This is a genomic window from Paenibacillus piscarius (genome assembly GCF_022234545.1).
Classification (GTDB): Bacteria; Bacillota; Bacilli; order Paenibacillales; family Paenibacillaceae; genus Paenibacillus_AQ; species Paenibacillus_AQ piscarius.
The window spans coordinates 42,468-59,831 of record NZ_JAIEUI010000010.1 but is presented as its reverse complement, the minus strand read 5'-3'; the positions used below and the strand labels follow the sequence as shown (position 1 = coordinate 59,831).

Below are 17,364 nucleotides of genomic sequence, written 5' to 3'. Positions count from 1 at the left end.
TATGATAGAAGGACCTAACATTCTTGATGTATGATCGTAGTGGAGGGGGCGGATGGACATAAGCACCGGATTCACAGGCAAACGGCCTGCCGAACGATGGACTGCAATCAGCACCATTCTTCTGATGATTTTCTGGATCAATTACATGGTGTCTTTCAACCTGACAACAACTGTCGAAGTAATCATGGCGTGTCTTGTGACTGGAATTGCAGTATTTAATATAGGAATTATGACGATTCGGCTGCTGACCGCAGGCAGGGTGTTCGCGGTGGAGATTAGGCCGGAGGTTCTGCAGATCAAGAATACTGAAATAGAAGCCTCCAGGGTGAAGAGAATTTACATCAAAGGCTATTTTAAGCCTGTCATTGCCATTAAGCTCAAGAGCAGTCTTTTGGTGCAGCATAAACATTGCTTCTGCTTCACCGGTCAGGAGGATGAAGGGATTGAGGCACTTCAGCAATGGGCGGACCAGCATCAGATTGCAGTAGTCCATAGAGGTTTTGCCAGATGATGTAGTACAAAGTAAACAAGCAGACCAAAGGAGGAGCTTCGGATATGAAAGTCACCGGATTCAGTCACATTACACTCTTAGTGCGGGATCTTCAGGCATCACTGGAGTTCTATCAGGGCATTCTGGGCATGAAGCTCAGACACCGGGGCAGAACAGATGCTTATTTGGAGTGGGGCAGCGCCTGGGTCTGTCTGGTGGAGCGCACAGAGGCCGGAGAACAGCCGGGCGGACCCGCCGGGATGGATCATGTCGCTTTCTATATAGCTGCGGATGATTTCAAGGAAGCGGCAGATATATTACACCATCATCATGTTGAGATCGTTAGAGGTCCCGTTCAGCGGGGCACCGGCTGGTCAGTGAACTTCCAGGACCCGGATGGCATCCAGCTGGAGCTGCATACGTCAACACTGGATGAACGAATGGAGGTATGGCGTTAGCATGAATCAACCCTTTCAAGATATTCTTACGTCGGAAAATGAGCTTAGAGCCCTTCTCGGGTATCCAAGCGAAGTAGTGAAGCGCAAATCGATCCGGCATCTGGATCATCATTGCCGCGCCTACATAGCGATGTCGCCGCTGTTGTTCCTGTCTACAGCCGATGAACACGGCTCCTGCGATGTCTCGCCGCGCGGGGATGCTCCCGGCTCGGTGCTGGTGCTGGATGACGGGCATCTGGTGATCCCGGAGCGGCCGGGCAACCGCAGACTGGACTCCTTGCGCAATATATTGGTTAACCCGAATATCGGACTGATTTTCATCATTCCGGGGCTTGAGGAGACGCTGCGGATTAACGGGCAAGCCTATGTCATTAAGGACGATTCTATTCTGGATCAGATGATAGCGAGAGATAAGCGGCCTGTGCTGGGCATTGGGGTGAAGGTGGAGGAATGTTATATGCACTGTGCCAAGGCCTTCAAGCGGTCGCAGGTATGGGACCCCGGAACCTGGCCTGAAGAAGCTGAGCTCCCGTCTGCTCCGGCCATCATCGCGGCTCATGTGAATGCGGAGGAATTCACGGAGGAAGTGGTGCGGCGGGGAATAGAGGAGAGCTACGCGAAGCGGCTGTATTAAGAATAGGAGTGATCTGCAGGGATGGATAGAGAGAGGCTGATACGGATTTTTGACCGGCAGGCAGCAGACTATGACCGAAAAAGAGAAGATCCGAAGCAGCGGCGCTGGCGCCAGAAGCTGATCGGTTCTGCGCAGGGTGAGGTGCTGGAGCTCGCTGTCGGGGCCGGAGCCAACTTTCCGTTCTATCCAACGGACGTCCGGATTACTGCGGCGGATTTCAGCAGCGCGATGCTGGAGCGGGCAGAGAAGGCAGCGCACGACCACCGCCTGAATGCAGATTTTATCTGTAAGGATCTCGAAGACATGAGTTTTCCCGCACATTCATTTGATACCATCGTCTCCACATTATCCTTATGCAGCTACAGGAACCCGTCGGGCATGCTGGCAAAAATGAACCGCTGGTGCAAACCGGGCGGCACCATCCTGCTCATGGAGCATGGGCTCGGTTCCCGCGTCCTTGTGACTACACTGCAACGGGCGCTGAACCCGCTGCTCTACCGCATCTACGGATGCCATCATACCCGGGATATCATCGGACTGGTGCGGGAGTCCGGGATACAGATTCGCCGCGCTGAACGCTATTCGCTGAACATGGTTCACCTTATCTGGGCGCAGCCGCAGGAACAACAACTATGATCTGAATGTGAGGAGAATGGGAATGGACAGTATTATTTTTGATCTGGATGGCACGTTATGGGACCCGACGGAGACCGTAGTGGGCGGATGGAATCAAGTGATTAACAGCTATAATGGAGCAGCCAAAGAGATCACAATCCAAGATTTACAGGGCATTATGGGACTGCCGGTGCCGGAGGTCGGCCGGAGGCTGTTCCCTGATACGGATGAGGATACCCGGCAGAGGATCATGGATGATTGCTGTGAGATGGAATGTCAGGTTCTGGCGAAGCAAGGCGGAAGGTTATATGATCGGGTGGAAGAGGTACTCCGGACATTATCGGCTAAATATAAGCTGTTCATCGTAAGCAACTGCCAATCGGGGTATATTGAAGCGTTCTATGAATATCATCAGCTGCAGAAGTATTTCACGGATTATGAGCATCCGGGAAGCACCGGACTGTCCAAGGGAGAGAATATCCGGCTGGTGATGGACCGTAATAGTCTGGCTGCTCCCGTCTACGTGGGCGATACGCAAGGGGACAGGAAGGCTGCAGAGTTCGCGGGGATTCCCTTTGTGTATGCCAAATACGGATTCGGTGAGGTCAGCCGTTATGACTATGTAATTGACCGGCTGGATGGGCTGGCGGAGTTATTCTGAAGCATGGCGGCCATTCCGGCAAAAGCGGGAGCTGTCTTACCGTCATTCTATGGCCGGGTAAGACAGCTCCTTAGTCAAACGGTTCAGACTGCTGTCCAGCCCCCGTCCACATACAGCGTCTGGCCTGTCGTGTAGCTGGAAGCGTCGGAGGCGAAATAGAGGACGGCGCCGTTTAATTCATCGGGGTTGCCGGGGCGGCCCATGGGACATAGGGTATTGAATTTCTTCAGGAATTGATCCTGATAGAGTGCATGTGTCATTCCGCTGGGGAAGAGGCTGGGCCCAACCGCATTCACCGTAATTCCGTAGGGAGCCAGGGTGGCGCACATCCCGCGGGTCAGATTCACGACAGCGCCTTTAGAGGCATTATAAGCGTGAACGGGAGCCATCTTCATACCATTCACCCCGCAAATCGAAGCTAGGTTAATGATTCGGCCTCGGCGCTGTTCCTTCATCGCAGGGATTACAGCCTTGGACATGAGATAAATGCTTTTCACGTTGGTATCCATCACCCGGTCCCATTCGGCTTCATCCACTTCCTCAACAGAGCCTGCGGAGGCGACTCCGGCATTGTTCACCAGGATATCCAGCCGTCCGAAATGCTCCAGAATGCGGACTACCACAGCTTCAATTTCCGTGCCGCTGGTGACATCACAATGGAGTGGAAGCACTTGACGGCCCTGGGCCTCTATCTGTTGCCGGACCAGCTCCAGCTTGTCCAATTGCAGATCCAGCAAGGCAACATCGGCCCCTGCTCCAGCCAGCGCCAGGGAGATTTCCACACCGATTCCCCCGGCAGCCCCCGTGACTACTGCCACTTTTCCGCTTAAATCAAACAGATTGCTCATCATTAACTCCTCCTCTAGATCCACCAGTCCCAGCGCAAGTTCGAAAACGGAAGAAACTGCACCGGATCGGCTTCCGCCAGAACCTCGCCGCGCTCCAGGACGGTGTTGCTGATGGTGTAAATACCGCCAAGCATACGAACAACCTCCAGCTCAGCCCAAGGGTCGTGCGGAGAATCATTCAGCTGAATCTCCACTTCTGCCGCCCTGCGCACACTAATATCCATTGAAGCTGTCTGCCGGATCAGCAGCGGTCCCAGGTCGAATCCGCGGCCATCCGGGGACTTGGAGTACTTCATATTGAAGACAGGCAGACCAGTGCCGTAATGTGCAGAGATGATGCTCTCCGCATCTTCGGCATTCATTGTACCGCTAAGCGCAGCTTCCACGCGGAAGAATTCGGCGCCCCGCCGGGAGACACGGCCTGCCACATGCTGATCCTCCTTCTGCAGGCTGATGTCTGCCATTTTCTTCGGGAAGCCGTAGATCTCACGCCCCAGGCCCATAGCGATATCATCGCTAATCGGCATGGACAGGCAGTAGGTTCCTGGTTGTCCGCGGTACGATGCCAGGACGAAGACCGCCGCTTCCCGGTACGGCTCACAGAAGCTGGTACGCGGATAATCGGCCACAAATGCGTGGACAAGCGGTCTTGGACCCGGCGTCAGCGGGGCGGGCAGAATCCTGCGGATCACTTCGGGAGAGGTCTCCCAATAGACGGTTAAGGTCTCGGCATTATAGAAGGTCGTGGGTGTATTGATTCTCTTGGCAATCTCATTCACATCTTTCACAAAGCTGCTCATCTGAATCGCCTCCTGCGGTTTAGGTTCAGGACTAATGTAACACTACCATTCCAGAGATTATATATATGGAAAATATAAAAATAAATGGGAATCTTGTGCGCGGCGCACTATAATAGGCAATAGGTGAGAGCGATGAGTGTTACCTTTGAACAGATTAGCAGGCATTTTGCCAATCGAGCCGTACATATCCAGTCAAACCATGCGTTAACCGCAGCATATGCGGATACCATGCTGATTACGAAGAGCCTGACGCGCCTGGCGCCTGAATTTATCTATGTGGGCTGCCGGTCCATATTGCCGGATCACGCAGAAGGGGTGGAGCAAGCTAGCCTGATGCTGATCAATGACGCTCAGGAGCCAGGCTCCGGGCCGCTTCAGCGGAGGTACAGCGGACAGAACCGGCTGGAATTCAGGGCGGATGAGGATGTCTTCGAGCTCTATAATGAGACCCGGGCACTGTTCCTCGAAGAGGCGGGACGGGAGCAGGCCAAGGGCAGAATGCTTCAGGCCTGTGTCGCCGGCAAAGGTCTGGAGGCAATCGTTACGGCTGCGGCGGAGCTGCTGGGTAATCCGGTGATTATTATCGATGGAAGCTATAGAATTCTGGCTTCTTCTGACTGGAGCGGAGTTACTGATCCTATCTGGAGCGACAATCTGCACAGAGGCTACTGCTCCTATGATTTCATAGCCGCCGTCCACCAAATGAAGAGTGTGCAGACCGGCAGAGCATCGCAGGAGGCCTACGAGGTGGAGTGCAGCGGCAGCGAGGTGACCAAGCTGGTTGCTAAGGTCAGGATTGGCAGCAAGCCTGTCGGCAATGTAATTGTGCTGGGCAACATCCGCCCGATCCGGCAGAGAGATCATGAGCTGGCGGGGTTTACGGCGGAACTGGCGGCGGCGGAGCTGGCGAAGAACAGCTTTTACCGGAATTCCTGCCAGGCTGGATATGAAGAGTTAATCTATGGATTGCTGGAGGAGGAGGCGAACGGACCGGCGTTAGTTCAGGAGAGCCTGCGGAGCGGTATGCATCTGCCCGGCGGCAGACTGTCTGTAATGGTGCTGGATCTGGCGGGGTATCAGGCTGCAAGCAATTACAACGGGTATCTGAGGAATCAGCTGCACCTGTATTTCGGGAAGGAGCGGCTGATCTTTTACCGTGAGCATCTGGTGGGGGTCTGCGAAGGGGAGGCTGAGGCGTCCAGGTCAAGAGGGGATGATCCTGACTTGAGGGAATTCCTGGTGACCCATCAGATCCGCCTGGGGATCAGCCGGGAATTCACACTGCTCACGGAATGCCGCAAATATTATCTGCAGGCGCTCAAGGCTCTGGAGATTGGGCGGATTGTCTGGCCTGATGAGCCGCGTGTGCTGTATGCTGACGTGCAGCTCTATGATCTGCTGTCCCCATATGTGCGGCAGGATTCCCGGGAGATCAGCCATCCGGCGCTTACCGTTCTGCAAGAATTCGATGAGCAGCATCATGCCGATCTGTACCATACCCTCTATAGTTACTTGAAGAACAACCAGCAGCTGCAAAAAACGGCCGATGAACTATTTGTTCACCGCAACACTCTGCGTTACCGTTTACGCCAGATCGACGACCTGATTCGGGTGGATTTGGGCCAGATTGATCAGGTGCTGCGTCTGTATATGTCCTATCAAATGACGGATTATCTGGATAAGCTGAGTGGCGGCGGGAGCCACGGGTGCACCTGATTCAGCTTTTGCCTGGAGACCAGTGTTCGCGCATTAGCTTCATACATGCCTGAGGCTCGCCCTCAACAGCTCTGCACGGCGCACACTCTTCAAAGCCGAACTTGCGCACGGTTGCCATGGACGCAGCGTTCTGCGGATGGGTCAGGATATAGATACATTCTGCATCAAGATGGGTGAAGCATGTATCAAGAAGTACTGGCAGCGCCTCTGACATATACCCTTGTCCCCAGTAGTCCTTCCAGATGTCATAACCGATCTCTACCTGCTTAAGCTCCGGGTCCCAGTAATGATAGCCGCAGGTGCCGATGAAGGCACCGGTCTGCCGGTCAAACATCCCGTAGCGGTGGTGGCCTTGGCCCTCAGGCTGGGCATAGTGCTTAATAATCTCGATAGCTTCGGTATCATCGCAGGGCGGCTCACTGAAGTATCTGCACATGTCCGGGTCCGAGAATTGTCTGTAGACGTCACCGGTGTCGGTCAGATTTAGTAGGCGGAAGTGCAGACGTGTGGTGTTAAAGGGTTCAGATAGATTCATTATGTACTCCTGTTCATGAACATTATTTTATATGCTCATTATGCAGCGGTTGCAGCCAGACTGTCTATGACCGCGAACCGCTTGTTAATCTATGGTAAAATACAATGAATGCTATAAACATAGAAGGGGTGTGCCTATGAGACCAACCGGATGGACCAGAAGCCTGGCAGCAGCGCTTGCCTCCACACTCGTATTGACAAGTACCGGGATCACCGTTCTTAGCGCCTTCCCGCAGAAGAGCGAAGCGGCCGCAGCGAAGCCTACACCGGCCTTCAGCTTATTTGAACAGAGATTGCAGAAGCCGTCTTCCCTCGGCCTGGCTCAAGCTACGCTGGTCAACCGGATTAGTCAAATTCGCTGAAGGCTTACCTGCCTACGGCAACCAAACGTCTAAGTGCGCCTGTCGTTCAACTGAATATCAAGAGTATATATACTCCGGGGATGCCTATGGTGCTGGCGCGCTCCAAGGTGAGACAGGCTGAGGTGCGTATCGTATTGCAGGATCTGGAAGGGATGGGGTACAAGCTGGTGCAGGACGAAGACTTTGTACCCGCTATTCCCTATAAGAGCTTCAAAGTCTTCAAGCCATATGTCAGCAAGGATTTGCAGTCCTATATCGATCTGATGGCGGCAGAGTCGGAGCAGCCGATGGTGGCTGGCGGAAGATTGCAGGTGGACTGGTATGAAGTCATAGAGCGGGCTGTGCAATATGAGGATTTTGTGCAGACGTATAAGACCTCTAACCGTGCTGCGGCGATGACAGAAGCGCTGGAACGGGCAAGGCGGATTGTGTTCAACGGCACACCCAAGAGCCCGCTGTTCGACCAAAAGACAGAGGCTATGCTGGAACAGGCGGCGATTGCTTACGAGAATACTTTGTCTGAGGCCGGCCTGGAGAGGATTGAGGGCAGCAGGCTGCTTACTCAATTGGATGAATTCCTGGTGCTGCAGCTGAAGAACGGAGACAAGAAAACTCAGGCAGTGAAGGATTATCTGAAAGCGATATAAGAGGGACGAACTTTATATACTGTAGTAGAGGAACCGGGCTGCTTACACATACAGCTCCGGTTTTTTGGTTATTTAGGAAATTGTGATTTACGTCTGCCAATGGATAATCGCTCTTTACAAAGGAGGGGACAGGTATGTAATCGAAAAACCGATTACAATCGGCACCCGCAAGCTGTGCGAACCAAATGTAATCGGAAAACCGATTACAATTTAATGCTCCTCATGGCTACTTCGCCCTCCAGCCAGCAAATATGTGGCCTGGCTGATTAGACCCTGAGTACATATTATTGTATAGCCTGAAGCGTCATATATCACAGAACATGTAAGGAATACCCTTTATAATGTAAGCGTTATCTATTGATATCGTTTACTACGGTGTAAAGGGAGGAAGACGGCTTGAGTGTCCCGAAGGTTTCCTTTAACATGCTGGTGTTTATCGGTTTCAGTCTTCAGTATGCAATGATGCATCTGTTGTCTGCAGGCGAGGTGATCGTGATCTCATCTGCTGAGCTTATCATTTACATGGTGCTTACCTTTGCTGGTCTGGGCAGGTACTTTCGGAGGCGGAGGCAGGTGCTGACGGAGCGGGGCTGCGGAGCGACGGGACTTTTTTTCAGCGTGTTATGGACGGTCTCGCTGTGCTCCCAATTCCGCAAGGAGAACTACCCGGATGCCCTGACCGTCATTAATTCATTAGGCGTGTCAGCTGCCGGGCTGATTCTGCTGACTGAGATTGTGATTCTGTTCAAGGCTTGAACTACGAATAAGAAGTGTAAGGGAATGCAACCGGCGGGTCCGGGCATTCCCTTTTAGCAAATATAGAATTTATATGTTGCACACGATAACTTATCCTTATATTTGTCGCTGAAACGGGTGCCGTCCTTAAAAAGGACGGCAAAGCCGTTTCTGCTTGGTGTAGTGAATCTATGAAATATGTACGGTGCGCGATAGAACTGCTGTTTTGATTTTACAATTCCTGATAGACAATATTGATCAGTTCGGTCTTCAGAGTCTGGATCGCTTCCTCCCGCGGCATCATAATGAACTTGGATAAATATTCGATATCTACCGAGAACAGGCTTAGAATATCCTCCATGGATGCTTTATCTCCTTTTTGTGCTTTTTTCACAGTCTCGACGAATGGGCAAGAACTTGCTTCAGAACTTCCAGTCCCTTGCGCTTCCATTTGCTAACCCCCTGTTGAGTCATCTGCAGCTCGTGTGCCACCTCATGCTCTGCCAGCCCGTCAATCACTGTCCGCTTGATGATATACCTGCACTTGTCCCAAGGAATCATCTCCAGAAGTTCGTCGACGAACAGATCCGAGACTACCATGCTCTCAAAGCTGTTGTCATAGACTTGATTGTCGTAGAGCGGCTTGCTCTCGCGTATCAGCTGAATGCGAGTCTTGTACTGGATTCTCCATGCGGAGCGCTTCAACAATGTTCTGCAGGTCTCGACGAGCTCATCGTCACAGGTAACCATAACTATATTCCTCCCCATGATCAGTTGTACTGGATTAGACAGGTTCAGCGGCGCCTGTTCCCCCAGGCCGGACATACCTCCCGCTTCCCCTTGTATAACAAGTAAAATATTCCATAGATTCCACAACTGACAAAAACATAAATTTACATGATTACTATTTTTCTAGCGAAAGTTGTAAGATTAATCTCCTGATTACCATTTACTACGAGAAAGTGTAGCAATAGATTGTCGAATTCTCATTCTTGGAGGCGATGGTGATGAAGGATGTTGGGACTGCGGAGATGATCAATACGATTCTAACCGCACTGGTGATTCCGCTCCTGGGGCTGCTGGCGAAGTCATTAATTACGTATCTGAAACGGGAAATTGCCGGTCTGGAGCAGCGGATCGGGAACGAAGCGGTGAACCAGCTGTTGACGCGGGCGGCGGATGCGGTGGAGTCGGCTGTCATTGCTGTGAATCAGACCTTCGTAGAGGCGCTTAAGCAGCAGGGCAGTTTTGACTCAGCCGCGATGGAGAAGTCTCTGGCGATGGCCAAAGAGAAGGCGCTGATCCTCCTGGGGGAGGCACTGAGGAAGGAGCTGAGCCTGGTCACTGATGATCTGGAGGCATGGATAGAAGCCAAAATCGAAGTTTATGTGAACCGCAACAAGCAGTTGTAAAAACCGGCCTCAAGTTCCCTTTGATTAGTAAAGGAGGACCCAGGTCGTCAGGACAGGTAAAGCTCACTATTACAAAAGTTAGGGGATGTATGATGAAACATTCAAAACGCAAATGGAAGCATGTACAGAAAGGGCGGGCAGGTCTGACCGCCAGATGGCTGTGCCTCGTACTTCTCATTCTGGTACTGGCACCCGGCGCTGTGTTCGGATCGGAGCTGTGGCCTTCGGAGGGAACGCCGGATCAGGAAGCGGGAACGGCGTATGCGGCGGTATATAGTACGGAGCCTCCCGTACCGGATCGTCTAACCGTACCTACTGTCAAAGATTCAGTCTACCAGTCAGTCTATCAATCGGTGTATGAGCTGGACCCGACGCTTGGGGTGATTATCCACCGCGGAGCGTACCAGCTGAATCTGCTGTCTGCCGTGAATGTAGAGGGCACGATGGACGCGGTATCTCCGCTGCTTCAGCAGATGCGGTTAACGCAGGCCTCGGGCGTCATTCCGGGCGGGCGCGGCTTCATGCTTCCGCAGGTTGTTGCAGTCAAGGACCCGGCGGGGAATCCGCTGGCGGGCATTCCGGTTACGTTCACCGTCTCGGAGGACAGCACCATTACAGCGGTTATGCGCGGGCTGAACAGCACCGCCATTACAGTGTTCACGGATGCGAACGGATATGCAACTGCAGCTAACAACTATACCGGTTATATTGGGGAGGGCTATCAGGTCTATTCCAAAAGCACCGGGGTTATCAAGACGATGGAGGTGCGGGCAACCGTGCCGGGACTGACACCGGTTAGCTTCAAGGTGGAGGTCGGGGCGGTTGGGTCGAATCTGATCGATACCACGCCGCCTTCCATCCGCGCTACAGCGATGACTGACGCCGGTGTTCCTTACATAGCCGGGACCTGGACCAGCCATTCCGTGACTGTCCATTACACGGCTGAGGATACTTTGTCAGCGATCAAATCTCTCACCCCGGACCAGAAGTTCACGGCTGAAGGTGCGGGGCAGACGGCAACCGGCAAGGCCGTAGACAGCGCGGCTACCAGTGATGAAGACAAGAATCATTACTCCATAGCGACCTTTGGCCCGATTAACATTGATAAAAGCGCTCCGGTTACCGGCGTCACAGTAACAGGCGCTGAACCCGGGAGCTGGGGCCAGGGAAAAGCGGCCCTGCAATTCACGTCGGAGGATTCATATTCCGGAGTGGAAGCAATCTACTACAAGCTGGGTGATAAAGAGGCCGTGCGGACTCCCGGTTCCAGCGCAGCACTGGAGCTGGAGGAGGAAGGGATAACGACCGTCAGCTATTGGGCGGTGGACCATACCGGGAATGCGGAAGCCCCCCGGACGGCAGTGGTGCAGATCGATAAGAGCGGCCCGCTCATTTCCAGTATTCTCAGCCCTGAGGCCAATGACAAGGGCTGGAACAGTACCGATGTCACCGTCTCGCTCACAGCCTCAGATGCCCATTCCGGGGTGAAGGACATTCACTACAGGCTGGGTGCAGACGGAGAGGAACAGATAGCAGCAGGCAGCTCGGCATCGTTCACAGTAACGTCCGAGGGAATTACCCCCATTGAATTCTGGGCGGTTGACCAGGCGGGCAATCTGACGCCGGCGCAGAAGACCGAAGTGAAGATTGACAAGACGGTTCCTCTCATTACTGTTCCGGCTGATATAACGATGGAAGCCAAGGCGGTACGCACACCTGCTGATATTGGCCAGGCCACGGTCCAGGATATTTCCATCCCGGATGTGACCCTGACGAATGACGCCCCGGCAGATTATCCAATCGGTACAACAACTGTGAAGTGGACAGCGATCGACCCCGTAGGGCTTACTTCGTCCAAGGTGCAGCGGATCACCGTGAAGGATACCACGAAGCCAGTGCTCACGGTCCAGGGAGATATTGTAGTGGAGGCTACAGCGGTGAAGACGCCTCTGGTAGTCACGGGAGCATCGGCGACCGACATCTTCCCGGTCATTGTAGTGAATGATGCGCCGAAGGAATTCCCCATTGGCCCGACTACCGTCACCTGGACGGCAACGGATGCCAACAGTAATGTGGTTACTGCTACACAGAAGGTTACTGTAGTAGACAGAACCAAGCCGGTGCTGACGGTTCCGGCCAACATTACCAAAGAAGCGGTGGGCCGGAGAACGGCTGTGGATACGGGGAAGGCGACGGCCACAGATATTTTCAAGGTGAATATTACCAATAATGCGCCGGAGAATTATCCGGTAGGCGTGACCAAGGTGAGCTGGACAGCGAAGGATGAGAACGGCAATGTCTCGACAGCCGATCAGATCATCACCATTACCGATACCACCAAGCCCGTCCTGACGATTCCGGAGGATATTACCGTGGAAGCCACAGCAAGACGGACGAAGGTGGACATTGGGCAAGCTGAAGCAACCGATCTGTTCGATGTACTCTTAACTAAGGATGCGCCGGCGGATTATCCGGTAGGCACAACCAAGGTGACCTGGACAGCTACAGACGAGAATGGCAATGTCTCGGAAGCTGTTCAGCGGATCACGGTTACAGACAAGACCGCTCCGGTGTTAACCGTTCCGGCGGATATCACGGCCGAAGCGACTGGCATGAAGACGCCGGTGGAGCTGGGGACGGCTGCGGCGACAGACATATTCAAGGTGACGATTACAAATAATGCGCCGGACAGCTATAGCTTCGGGTCTACAATAGTGACCTGGACGGCTACGGATGAGAACGGCAACAGCACGAAGAAGACGCAGACGGTCAAGATTGTAGATACCACGAAGCCGCTCGTTACACTGCCGGGAGACAAGACGGTTGAAGCTGCCGGAGAGCGGACCAAGGTGGACATCGGCGAGCCGGTGGTCACGGAAATCTTCCCGGTAACGGTTAAGAATGATGCCCCGGCGGATTATCCGCTTGGCATGACCAAGGTGACCTGGACGGTCACGGATGAACACGGCAATGCCACCACCGGAACGCAGCAGATTAAGGTTGTGGACACCACTAAGCCGGTGCTGACGGTGCCGGAGGATGTTACCGTAGAGGCGACAGCGGTCAGATCGAAGGTTAATCTGGGCAAGCCTGTGGTATTCGACCTGTTCAAGACTACTCTGGTAAATGACGCACCGGAGGATTTCCCGGTGGGTACAACGAAAGTGACCTGGATGGCGACAGACCTGAGCGGGAATGTGGCGATCGGGACGCAGCGGGTAACAATTGTGGATACGACGGCACCATTACTTCAGCTCCCGGCAGATGTCAAGGTTGAGGCGGCGGCTATCCGAACTCCGGTTGTGATTGGAGAGGCTGCAGCTACGGATATTTTCCCGGTTACTGTAACCAGTAATGCGCCGAAGGATTACCCGGTCGGTGTCACTGAGGTGACCTGGACGGCGAAGGATGCGAACGGTCTGGTCACCACAGCCAAGCAAAAGGTGACGGTAGTGGATACCACGCTGCCCATCCTGACGGTTCCGAAGGATATCAGCGTTGAGGCTACCGGGGTGAATACTCCGGTTCAAATCGGTCAGGCTACCGCTACCGATCTGTTCCCGGTCACGGTGACCAGCAATGCTCCGGCCAGCTATCCGCTCGGCAAGACAATTGTCACCTGGAAGGCAACCGATGCGAACGGGAACATCAGCACAGGAACGCAGACGGTTACTGTGACCGATACGACTGCACCGGCCATTGCGGATCTGCCCGAGGTTGTGGCTGAAGCAACCGGAGTGGATACACAGGTAGAGCTGCCGGTTCCGGCGGTTACGGATATTTTTGATCTTATCGCAGTGACCAGTGATGCTCCGGCCACCTTCCCTTTAGGAGTCACAGAGGTGACCTGGACAGCGAAGGATGTGAACGGCAATGTGTCCACGAAGGTGCAGAAGGTTAAGGTCGTGGATACCACCAAGCCGGTGCTGAAGCTGCCAGCGGACAAGACGGTGGAAGCAACAGCGGTGAAGACGCCGGTGGAGATTGGCCTAGCGACAGCAACGGATATTTTCAAGGTTACCGTGAAGAATAATGCGCTGGAAGCTTATCCGCTGGGCGTCACGGAAGTGACTTGGACGGCCACTGACGAGAATGGGAATGTGACGACAGGTGTGCAAAAAATTACGGTGGTGGATACCACCAAGCCGGTGCTGAAGCTGCCAGCGGATAAGACAGTGGAAGCGACGGCAGTGAAGACTCCGGTGGAGATTGGCGATGCGACAGCCACGGATATTTTCAAGGTCACAGTGAAGAGCAACGCCCTGGAAGCCTATCCGCTGGGTGTCACGGAAGTGACTTGGACCGCCACTGACGAGAACGGCAATGTGAGTACTGGTGTGCAAAAGATTACGGTGGTGGATACCACCAAGCCGATGTTGAAGCTGCCAACGGACAAGACGGTGGAAGCAACAGCGGTGAAGACGCCGGTGGAGATCGGCTTGGCGACAGCAACGGATATTTTCAAGGTCACAGTGAAGAGCAACGCCCTGGAAGCCTATCCGCTGGGTGTCACGGAAGTGACTTGGACCGCCACTGACGAGAACGGCAATGTGAGTACTGGTGTGCAAAAGATTACGGTGGTGGATACCACCAAGCCAACGCTTACGGTGCCGAAAGATCTGACGGTGGAAGCGACAGCGGTGCGGACCCCGATTGAAATTGGGCAGGCTGTGGCAGAGGACATTTTCCCGGTGAGCCTTACCTCGGATGCTCCGGCAGATTATCCGCTAGGAACAACGACAGTCACCTGGAAGGCCAAGGATGCGAACGGAAATGAAATTGCGGGAATTCAGCGGATTACCGTGAAGGATACCACACAGCCAGTGCTCAAGTTCAAAGGGTCTCTGCAGGTAACCCGGGAAGCAACGGCTCTGGCAACGCCTGTAGAACTGGAAGTGCCAGGAGTGCTGGACCTCTTCCCGGTTACACTGACAACGGATGCTCCGGGCTGGGAGGAAGAGCAGAATCTATTCGCTTCAGAGGACAGTATTACTGCATTTTTCCCGCTGGGTGTAACTAAAGTGACCTGGACTGCCACAGACAGCAGCGGTAATGCCGTGGTTGGCGTGGTGACAGTGACCATTGTGGATACGACGAAGCCGGTGCTGAAGCTGCCCGCCGACAAGCTGGTGGAAGCGACGGCTTTGAAGACGCCGGTTGAGATCGGAGAAGCGACAGCAACGGATATTTTCAAGGTGACAGTGAAGAGCAATGCTCCAGAAGCTTACGAGCTGGGCGTAACTGAAGTGACCTGGACTGCCACTGACGAGAACGGCAATGTGATCACAGGTGTGCAGAAGATCACAGTGGTAGATACCACCAAGCCGGTGCTGAAGCTGCCTGCCGACAAGACGGTGGAAGCGACAGCGCTGAAAACTCCAGTGGAGATCGGCGAAGCAACAGCGACGGATATTTTCAAGGTGACAGTGAAGAGTAACGCTCCAGAAGCCTATGGGTTAGGCGTAACTGAAGTGACCTGGACCGCCACTGACGAGAACGGAAATGTGATCGCAGGTGTGCAGAAGATTACGGTGGTAGATACCACCAAGCCGGTGCTTAAGGTACCCGCCGACAAAACGGTGGAAGCGACAGCGCTGAAAACTCCGGTCGAGATCGGCTTGGCGACAGCGACGGATATTTTCAAGGTGACCGTGAAGAGTAATGCTCCTGAATCCTACGCGTTAGGTCTAACTGAAGTGGTATGGACCGCCACAGATGAGAACGGCAATGTGATCACAGGTGTGCAGAAGATTACGGTGGTAGATACCACCAAGCCGGTGCTGAAGCTGCCTGCCGACAAGACGGTGGAAGCGACGGCGCTGAAAACTCCAGTGGAGATCGGCGAAGCAACAGCGACGGATATTTTCAAGGTGACAGTGAAGAGTAACGCTCCAGAAGCCTATGGGTTAGGCGTAACTGAAGTGACCTGGACCGCCACTGACGAGAACGGCAATGTGATCACAGGTGTGCAGAAGATCACGGTGGTAGATACCACCAAGCCGGTGCTGAAGCTGCCTGCCGACAAGACGGTGGAAGCGACGGCGCTGAAAACTCCAGTGGAGATCGGCGAAGCAACAGCGACGGATATTTTCAAGGTGACAGTGAAGAGTAACGCTCCAGAAGCCTATGGGTTAGGCGTAACTGAAGTGACCTGGACCGCCACTGACGAGAACGGCAATGTGATCACAGGTGTGCAGAAGATTACGGTGGTAGATACCACCAAGCCGGTGTTGAAGGTGCCCGCCGACAAGACGGTGGAAGCGACAGCGCTGAAAACTCCGGTCGAGACTGGTTTGGCGACAGCGACGGATATTTTCAAGGTGACGGTGAAGAGTAACGCTCCAGAAGCTTACGAGCTGGGTGTGACTGAAGTAGTCTGGACGGCCACCGACGAGAACGGAAATGTGATCACAGGTGTGCAGAAGATTACGGTGGTAGATACCACCAAGCCGGTGCTGAAGCTGCCTGCCGACAAGACGGTGGAAGCGACGGCGCTGAAAACTCCAGTGGAGATCGGCGAAGCAACAGCGACGGATATTTTCAAGGTGACAGTGAAGAGTAACGCTCCAGAAGCCTATGGGTTAGGCGTAACTGAAGTGACCTGGACCGCCACTGACGAGAACGGCAATGTAATCACAGGGGTGCAAAAGATTACGGTGGTAGATACGACGAAGCCGGTGCTGAAGGTTCCTGCCGACGTTTCTGTTCCCGCAACAGGAGCGAAAACGAATGTGAATCTGGGCCAAGCGCAGGCCAGCGATATTTTCGGAGTTACAGTGAAGAACGATGCTCCTGCTGACGGCTTCCCGTTAGGCAAAACGGCAGTCACCTGGACCGCAACCGACAGCAACGGCAATGTCACCACAGGAGTGCAGTATGTGACCGTTAATCAGACGTTTAAGGTTCAGTCTTTTAACGCCAGCAGAAGCAGTAGCACGAATACGATTTTCCCGAGAATTACCTTTGAGAATACAAGCAAAACAACCATTCAGCTCTCCAGTATCAAGCTCAGATATTACTACACCATTGACGGGGAGAAATACCAGAGTTTCTACACGGATTATGCCAAAGTAGCCGGCTCCGGCATGAGGGTTATACAGCCTTATGTCACCGGAAGCTTCCAGAAAACAGCCGCCAAGACCGGCAGTGATTATTATCTGGAAATCGGCTTCACCAGTGGAGCAGGCAGTCTGAAGCCGGGTGAAACGGTAGAAATCCAGTGCCGGTTCTGGAAGTCAGACTTCTCTAATTATTATCAGCTGAATGACTATTCCTTCAATGCTTCAGCAACAGGTTACACTGATACGAGCAAAATTACGGTCTACTCGTCAGGCAATCTGATTGCCGGGCAGGAGCCGTAAACCAGACAAGTTCTAGCTATATGCCCGCTTCCAGGCTGCTTATGGACGAACCGCTGCAGCCTGGAGCCGGCAAATGCAAGCCAGAGTTCAA

At 53.6% G+C, this 17,364-nt stretch carries 16 protein-coding genes; 11 read left to right on the top strand and 5 right to left on the bottom strand.

All coding sequences use genetic code 11. The annotated features are described in order from the left end of the window. The first annotated feature begins 52 nt into the window (after positions 1-52). The 5 genes from K1558_RS17050 to K1558_RS17030 are packed head-to-tail and all read left to right on the top strand — an operon-like array spanning position 53 to position 2,858. Positions 53-511, top strand: coding sequence for a hypothetical protein (locus tag K1558_RS17050; RefSeq protein WP_238652849.1), 459 nt, complete (start codon positions 53-55; stop codon positions 509-511). A gap of 44 nt (positions 512-555) precedes the next feature. Further along, positions 556-948, top strand: a complete 393-nt coding sequence (locus K1558_RS17045) for a VOC family protein (protein ID WP_238652848.1) — start codon at positions 556-558, stop codon at positions 946-948. Position 949: 1 nt separating this feature from the next. Beyond that, a complete protein-coding gene (locus K1558_RS17040) occupies positions 950-1,582 on the top strand; it encodes a pyridoxamine 5'-phosphate oxidase family protein (protein WP_238652847.1) in 633 nt (210 codons plus the stop codon). A 21-nt stretch (positions 1,583-1,603) separates the two neighbouring features. Then, positions 1,604-2,218 carry a class I SAM-dependent methyltransferase gene (locus K1558_RS17035; protein ID WP_238652846.1) on the top strand — a complete coding sequence of 205 codons (615 nt, stop codon included), beginning with the start codon at positions 1,604-1,606 and terminating at the stop codon, positions 2,216-2,218. 22 nt (positions 2,219-2,240) lie between these two features. Beyond that, complete coding sequence (locus tag K1558_RS17030) at positions 2,241-2,858, top strand: HAD family hydrolase (RefSeq protein ID WP_238652845.1); 618 nt, start codon at positions 2,241-2,243, stop codon at positions 2,856-2,858. 83 nt (positions 2,859-2,941) lie between these two features. Here K1558_RS17030 and K1558_RS17025 read toward each other — a convergent pair whose 3' ends face one another. Together K1558_RS17025 and K1558_RS17020 are read right to left on the bottom strand one after the other, a co-directional pair. Next, on the bottom strand, positions 2,942-3,709 hold the full coding sequence (locus K1558_RS17025) for an SDR family NAD(P)-dependent oxidoreductase (RefSeq protein WP_238652844.1): 768 nt from the start codon (positions 3,707-3,709) through the stop codon (positions 2,942-2,944). Between the two features lie 11 nt (positions 3,710-3,720). Continuing rightward, the gene (locus K1558_RS17020) at positions 3,721-4,506 is read right to left on the bottom strand and encodes an acetoacetate decarboxylase family protein (RefSeq protein ID WP_238652843.1); all 786 of its coding nucleotides are present in this window, start codon (positions 4,504-4,506) and stop codon (positions 3,721-3,723) included. A 132-nt stretch (positions 4,507-4,638) separates the two neighbouring features. Between K1558_RS17020 and K1558_RS17015 the strand changes: the two genes are divergently transcribed. Then, positions 4,639-6,222 carry a PucR family transcriptional regulator gene (locus tag K1558_RS17015; RefSeq protein WP_238652842.1) on the top strand — a complete coding sequence of 528 codons (1,584 nt, stop codon included), beginning with the start codon at positions 4,639-4,641 and terminating at the stop codon, positions 6,220-6,222. Between the two features lies 1 nt (position 6,223). Here the strand turns inward: K1558_RS17015 and K1558_RS17010 are convergent, their stop codons facing one another. Beyond that, positions 6,224-6,757 (bottom strand): GNAT family N-acetyltransferase, encoded by a 534-nt coding sequence (locus K1558_RS17010; RefSeq protein WP_238652841.1) that lies wholly within the window; start codon positions 6,755-6,757, stop codon positions 6,224-6,226. 136 nt (positions 6,758-6,893) lie between these two features. Between K1558_RS17010 and K1558_RS17005 the strand changes: the two genes are divergently transcribed. The 3 genes from K1558_RS17005 (at position 6,894) to K1558_RS16995 (ending at position 8,521) form a co-directional block, all read left to right on the top strand. Next, positions 6,894-7,118: a hypothetical protein gene (locus K1558_RS17005; RefSeq protein WP_238652840.1), complete on the top strand. Its 225-nt coding sequence runs from the start codon at positions 6,894-6,896 to the stop codon at positions 7,116-7,118. 86 nt (positions 7,119-7,204) lie between these two features. Next, complete coding sequence (locus K1558_RS17000) at positions 7,205-7,765, top strand: hypothetical protein (RefSeq protein ID WP_238652839.1); 561 nt, start codon at positions 7,205-7,207, stop codon at positions 7,763-7,765. Positions 7,766-8,161: 396 nt separating this feature from the next. Next, positions 8,162-8,521, top strand: a complete 360-nt coding sequence (locus K1558_RS16995; protein WP_238652838.1) for a hypothetical protein — start codon at positions 8,162-8,164, stop codon at positions 8,519-8,521. 211 nt (positions 8,522-8,732) lie between these two features. Here the strand turns inward: K1558_RS16995 and K1558_RS16990 are convergent, their stop codons facing one another. Beyond that, entirely contained in the window at positions 8,733-8,861 is a 129-nt protein-coding gene (locus K1558_RS16990) for a hypothetical protein (RefSeq protein ID WP_238652837.1), read from the bottom strand. A 29-nt stretch (positions 8,862-8,890) separates the two neighbouring features. Further along, a complete protein-coding gene (locus tag K1558_RS16985; RefSeq protein WP_238652836.1) occupies positions 8,891-9,325 on the bottom strand; it encodes a sigma-70 RNA polymerase sigma factor region 4 domain-containing protein in 435 nt (144 codons plus the stop codon). 182 nt (positions 9,326-9,507) lie between these two features. Between K1558_RS16985 and K1558_RS16980 the strand changes: the two genes are divergently transcribed. Continuing rightward, positions 9,508-9,912, top strand: a complete 405-nt coding sequence (locus K1558_RS16980) for a hypothetical protein (protein ID WP_238652835.1) — start codon at positions 9,508-9,510, stop codon at positions 9,910-9,912. A 92-nt stretch (positions 9,913-10,004) separates the two neighbouring features. Beyond that, positions 10,005-17,273 carry an HYR domain-containing protein gene (locus K1558_RS16975; protein ID WP_238652834.1) on the top strand — a complete coding sequence of 2,423 codons (7,269 nt, stop codon included), beginning with the start codon at positions 10,005-10,007 and terminating at the stop codon, positions 17,271-17,273. Positions 17,274-17,364 lie beyond the last annotated feature (91 nt).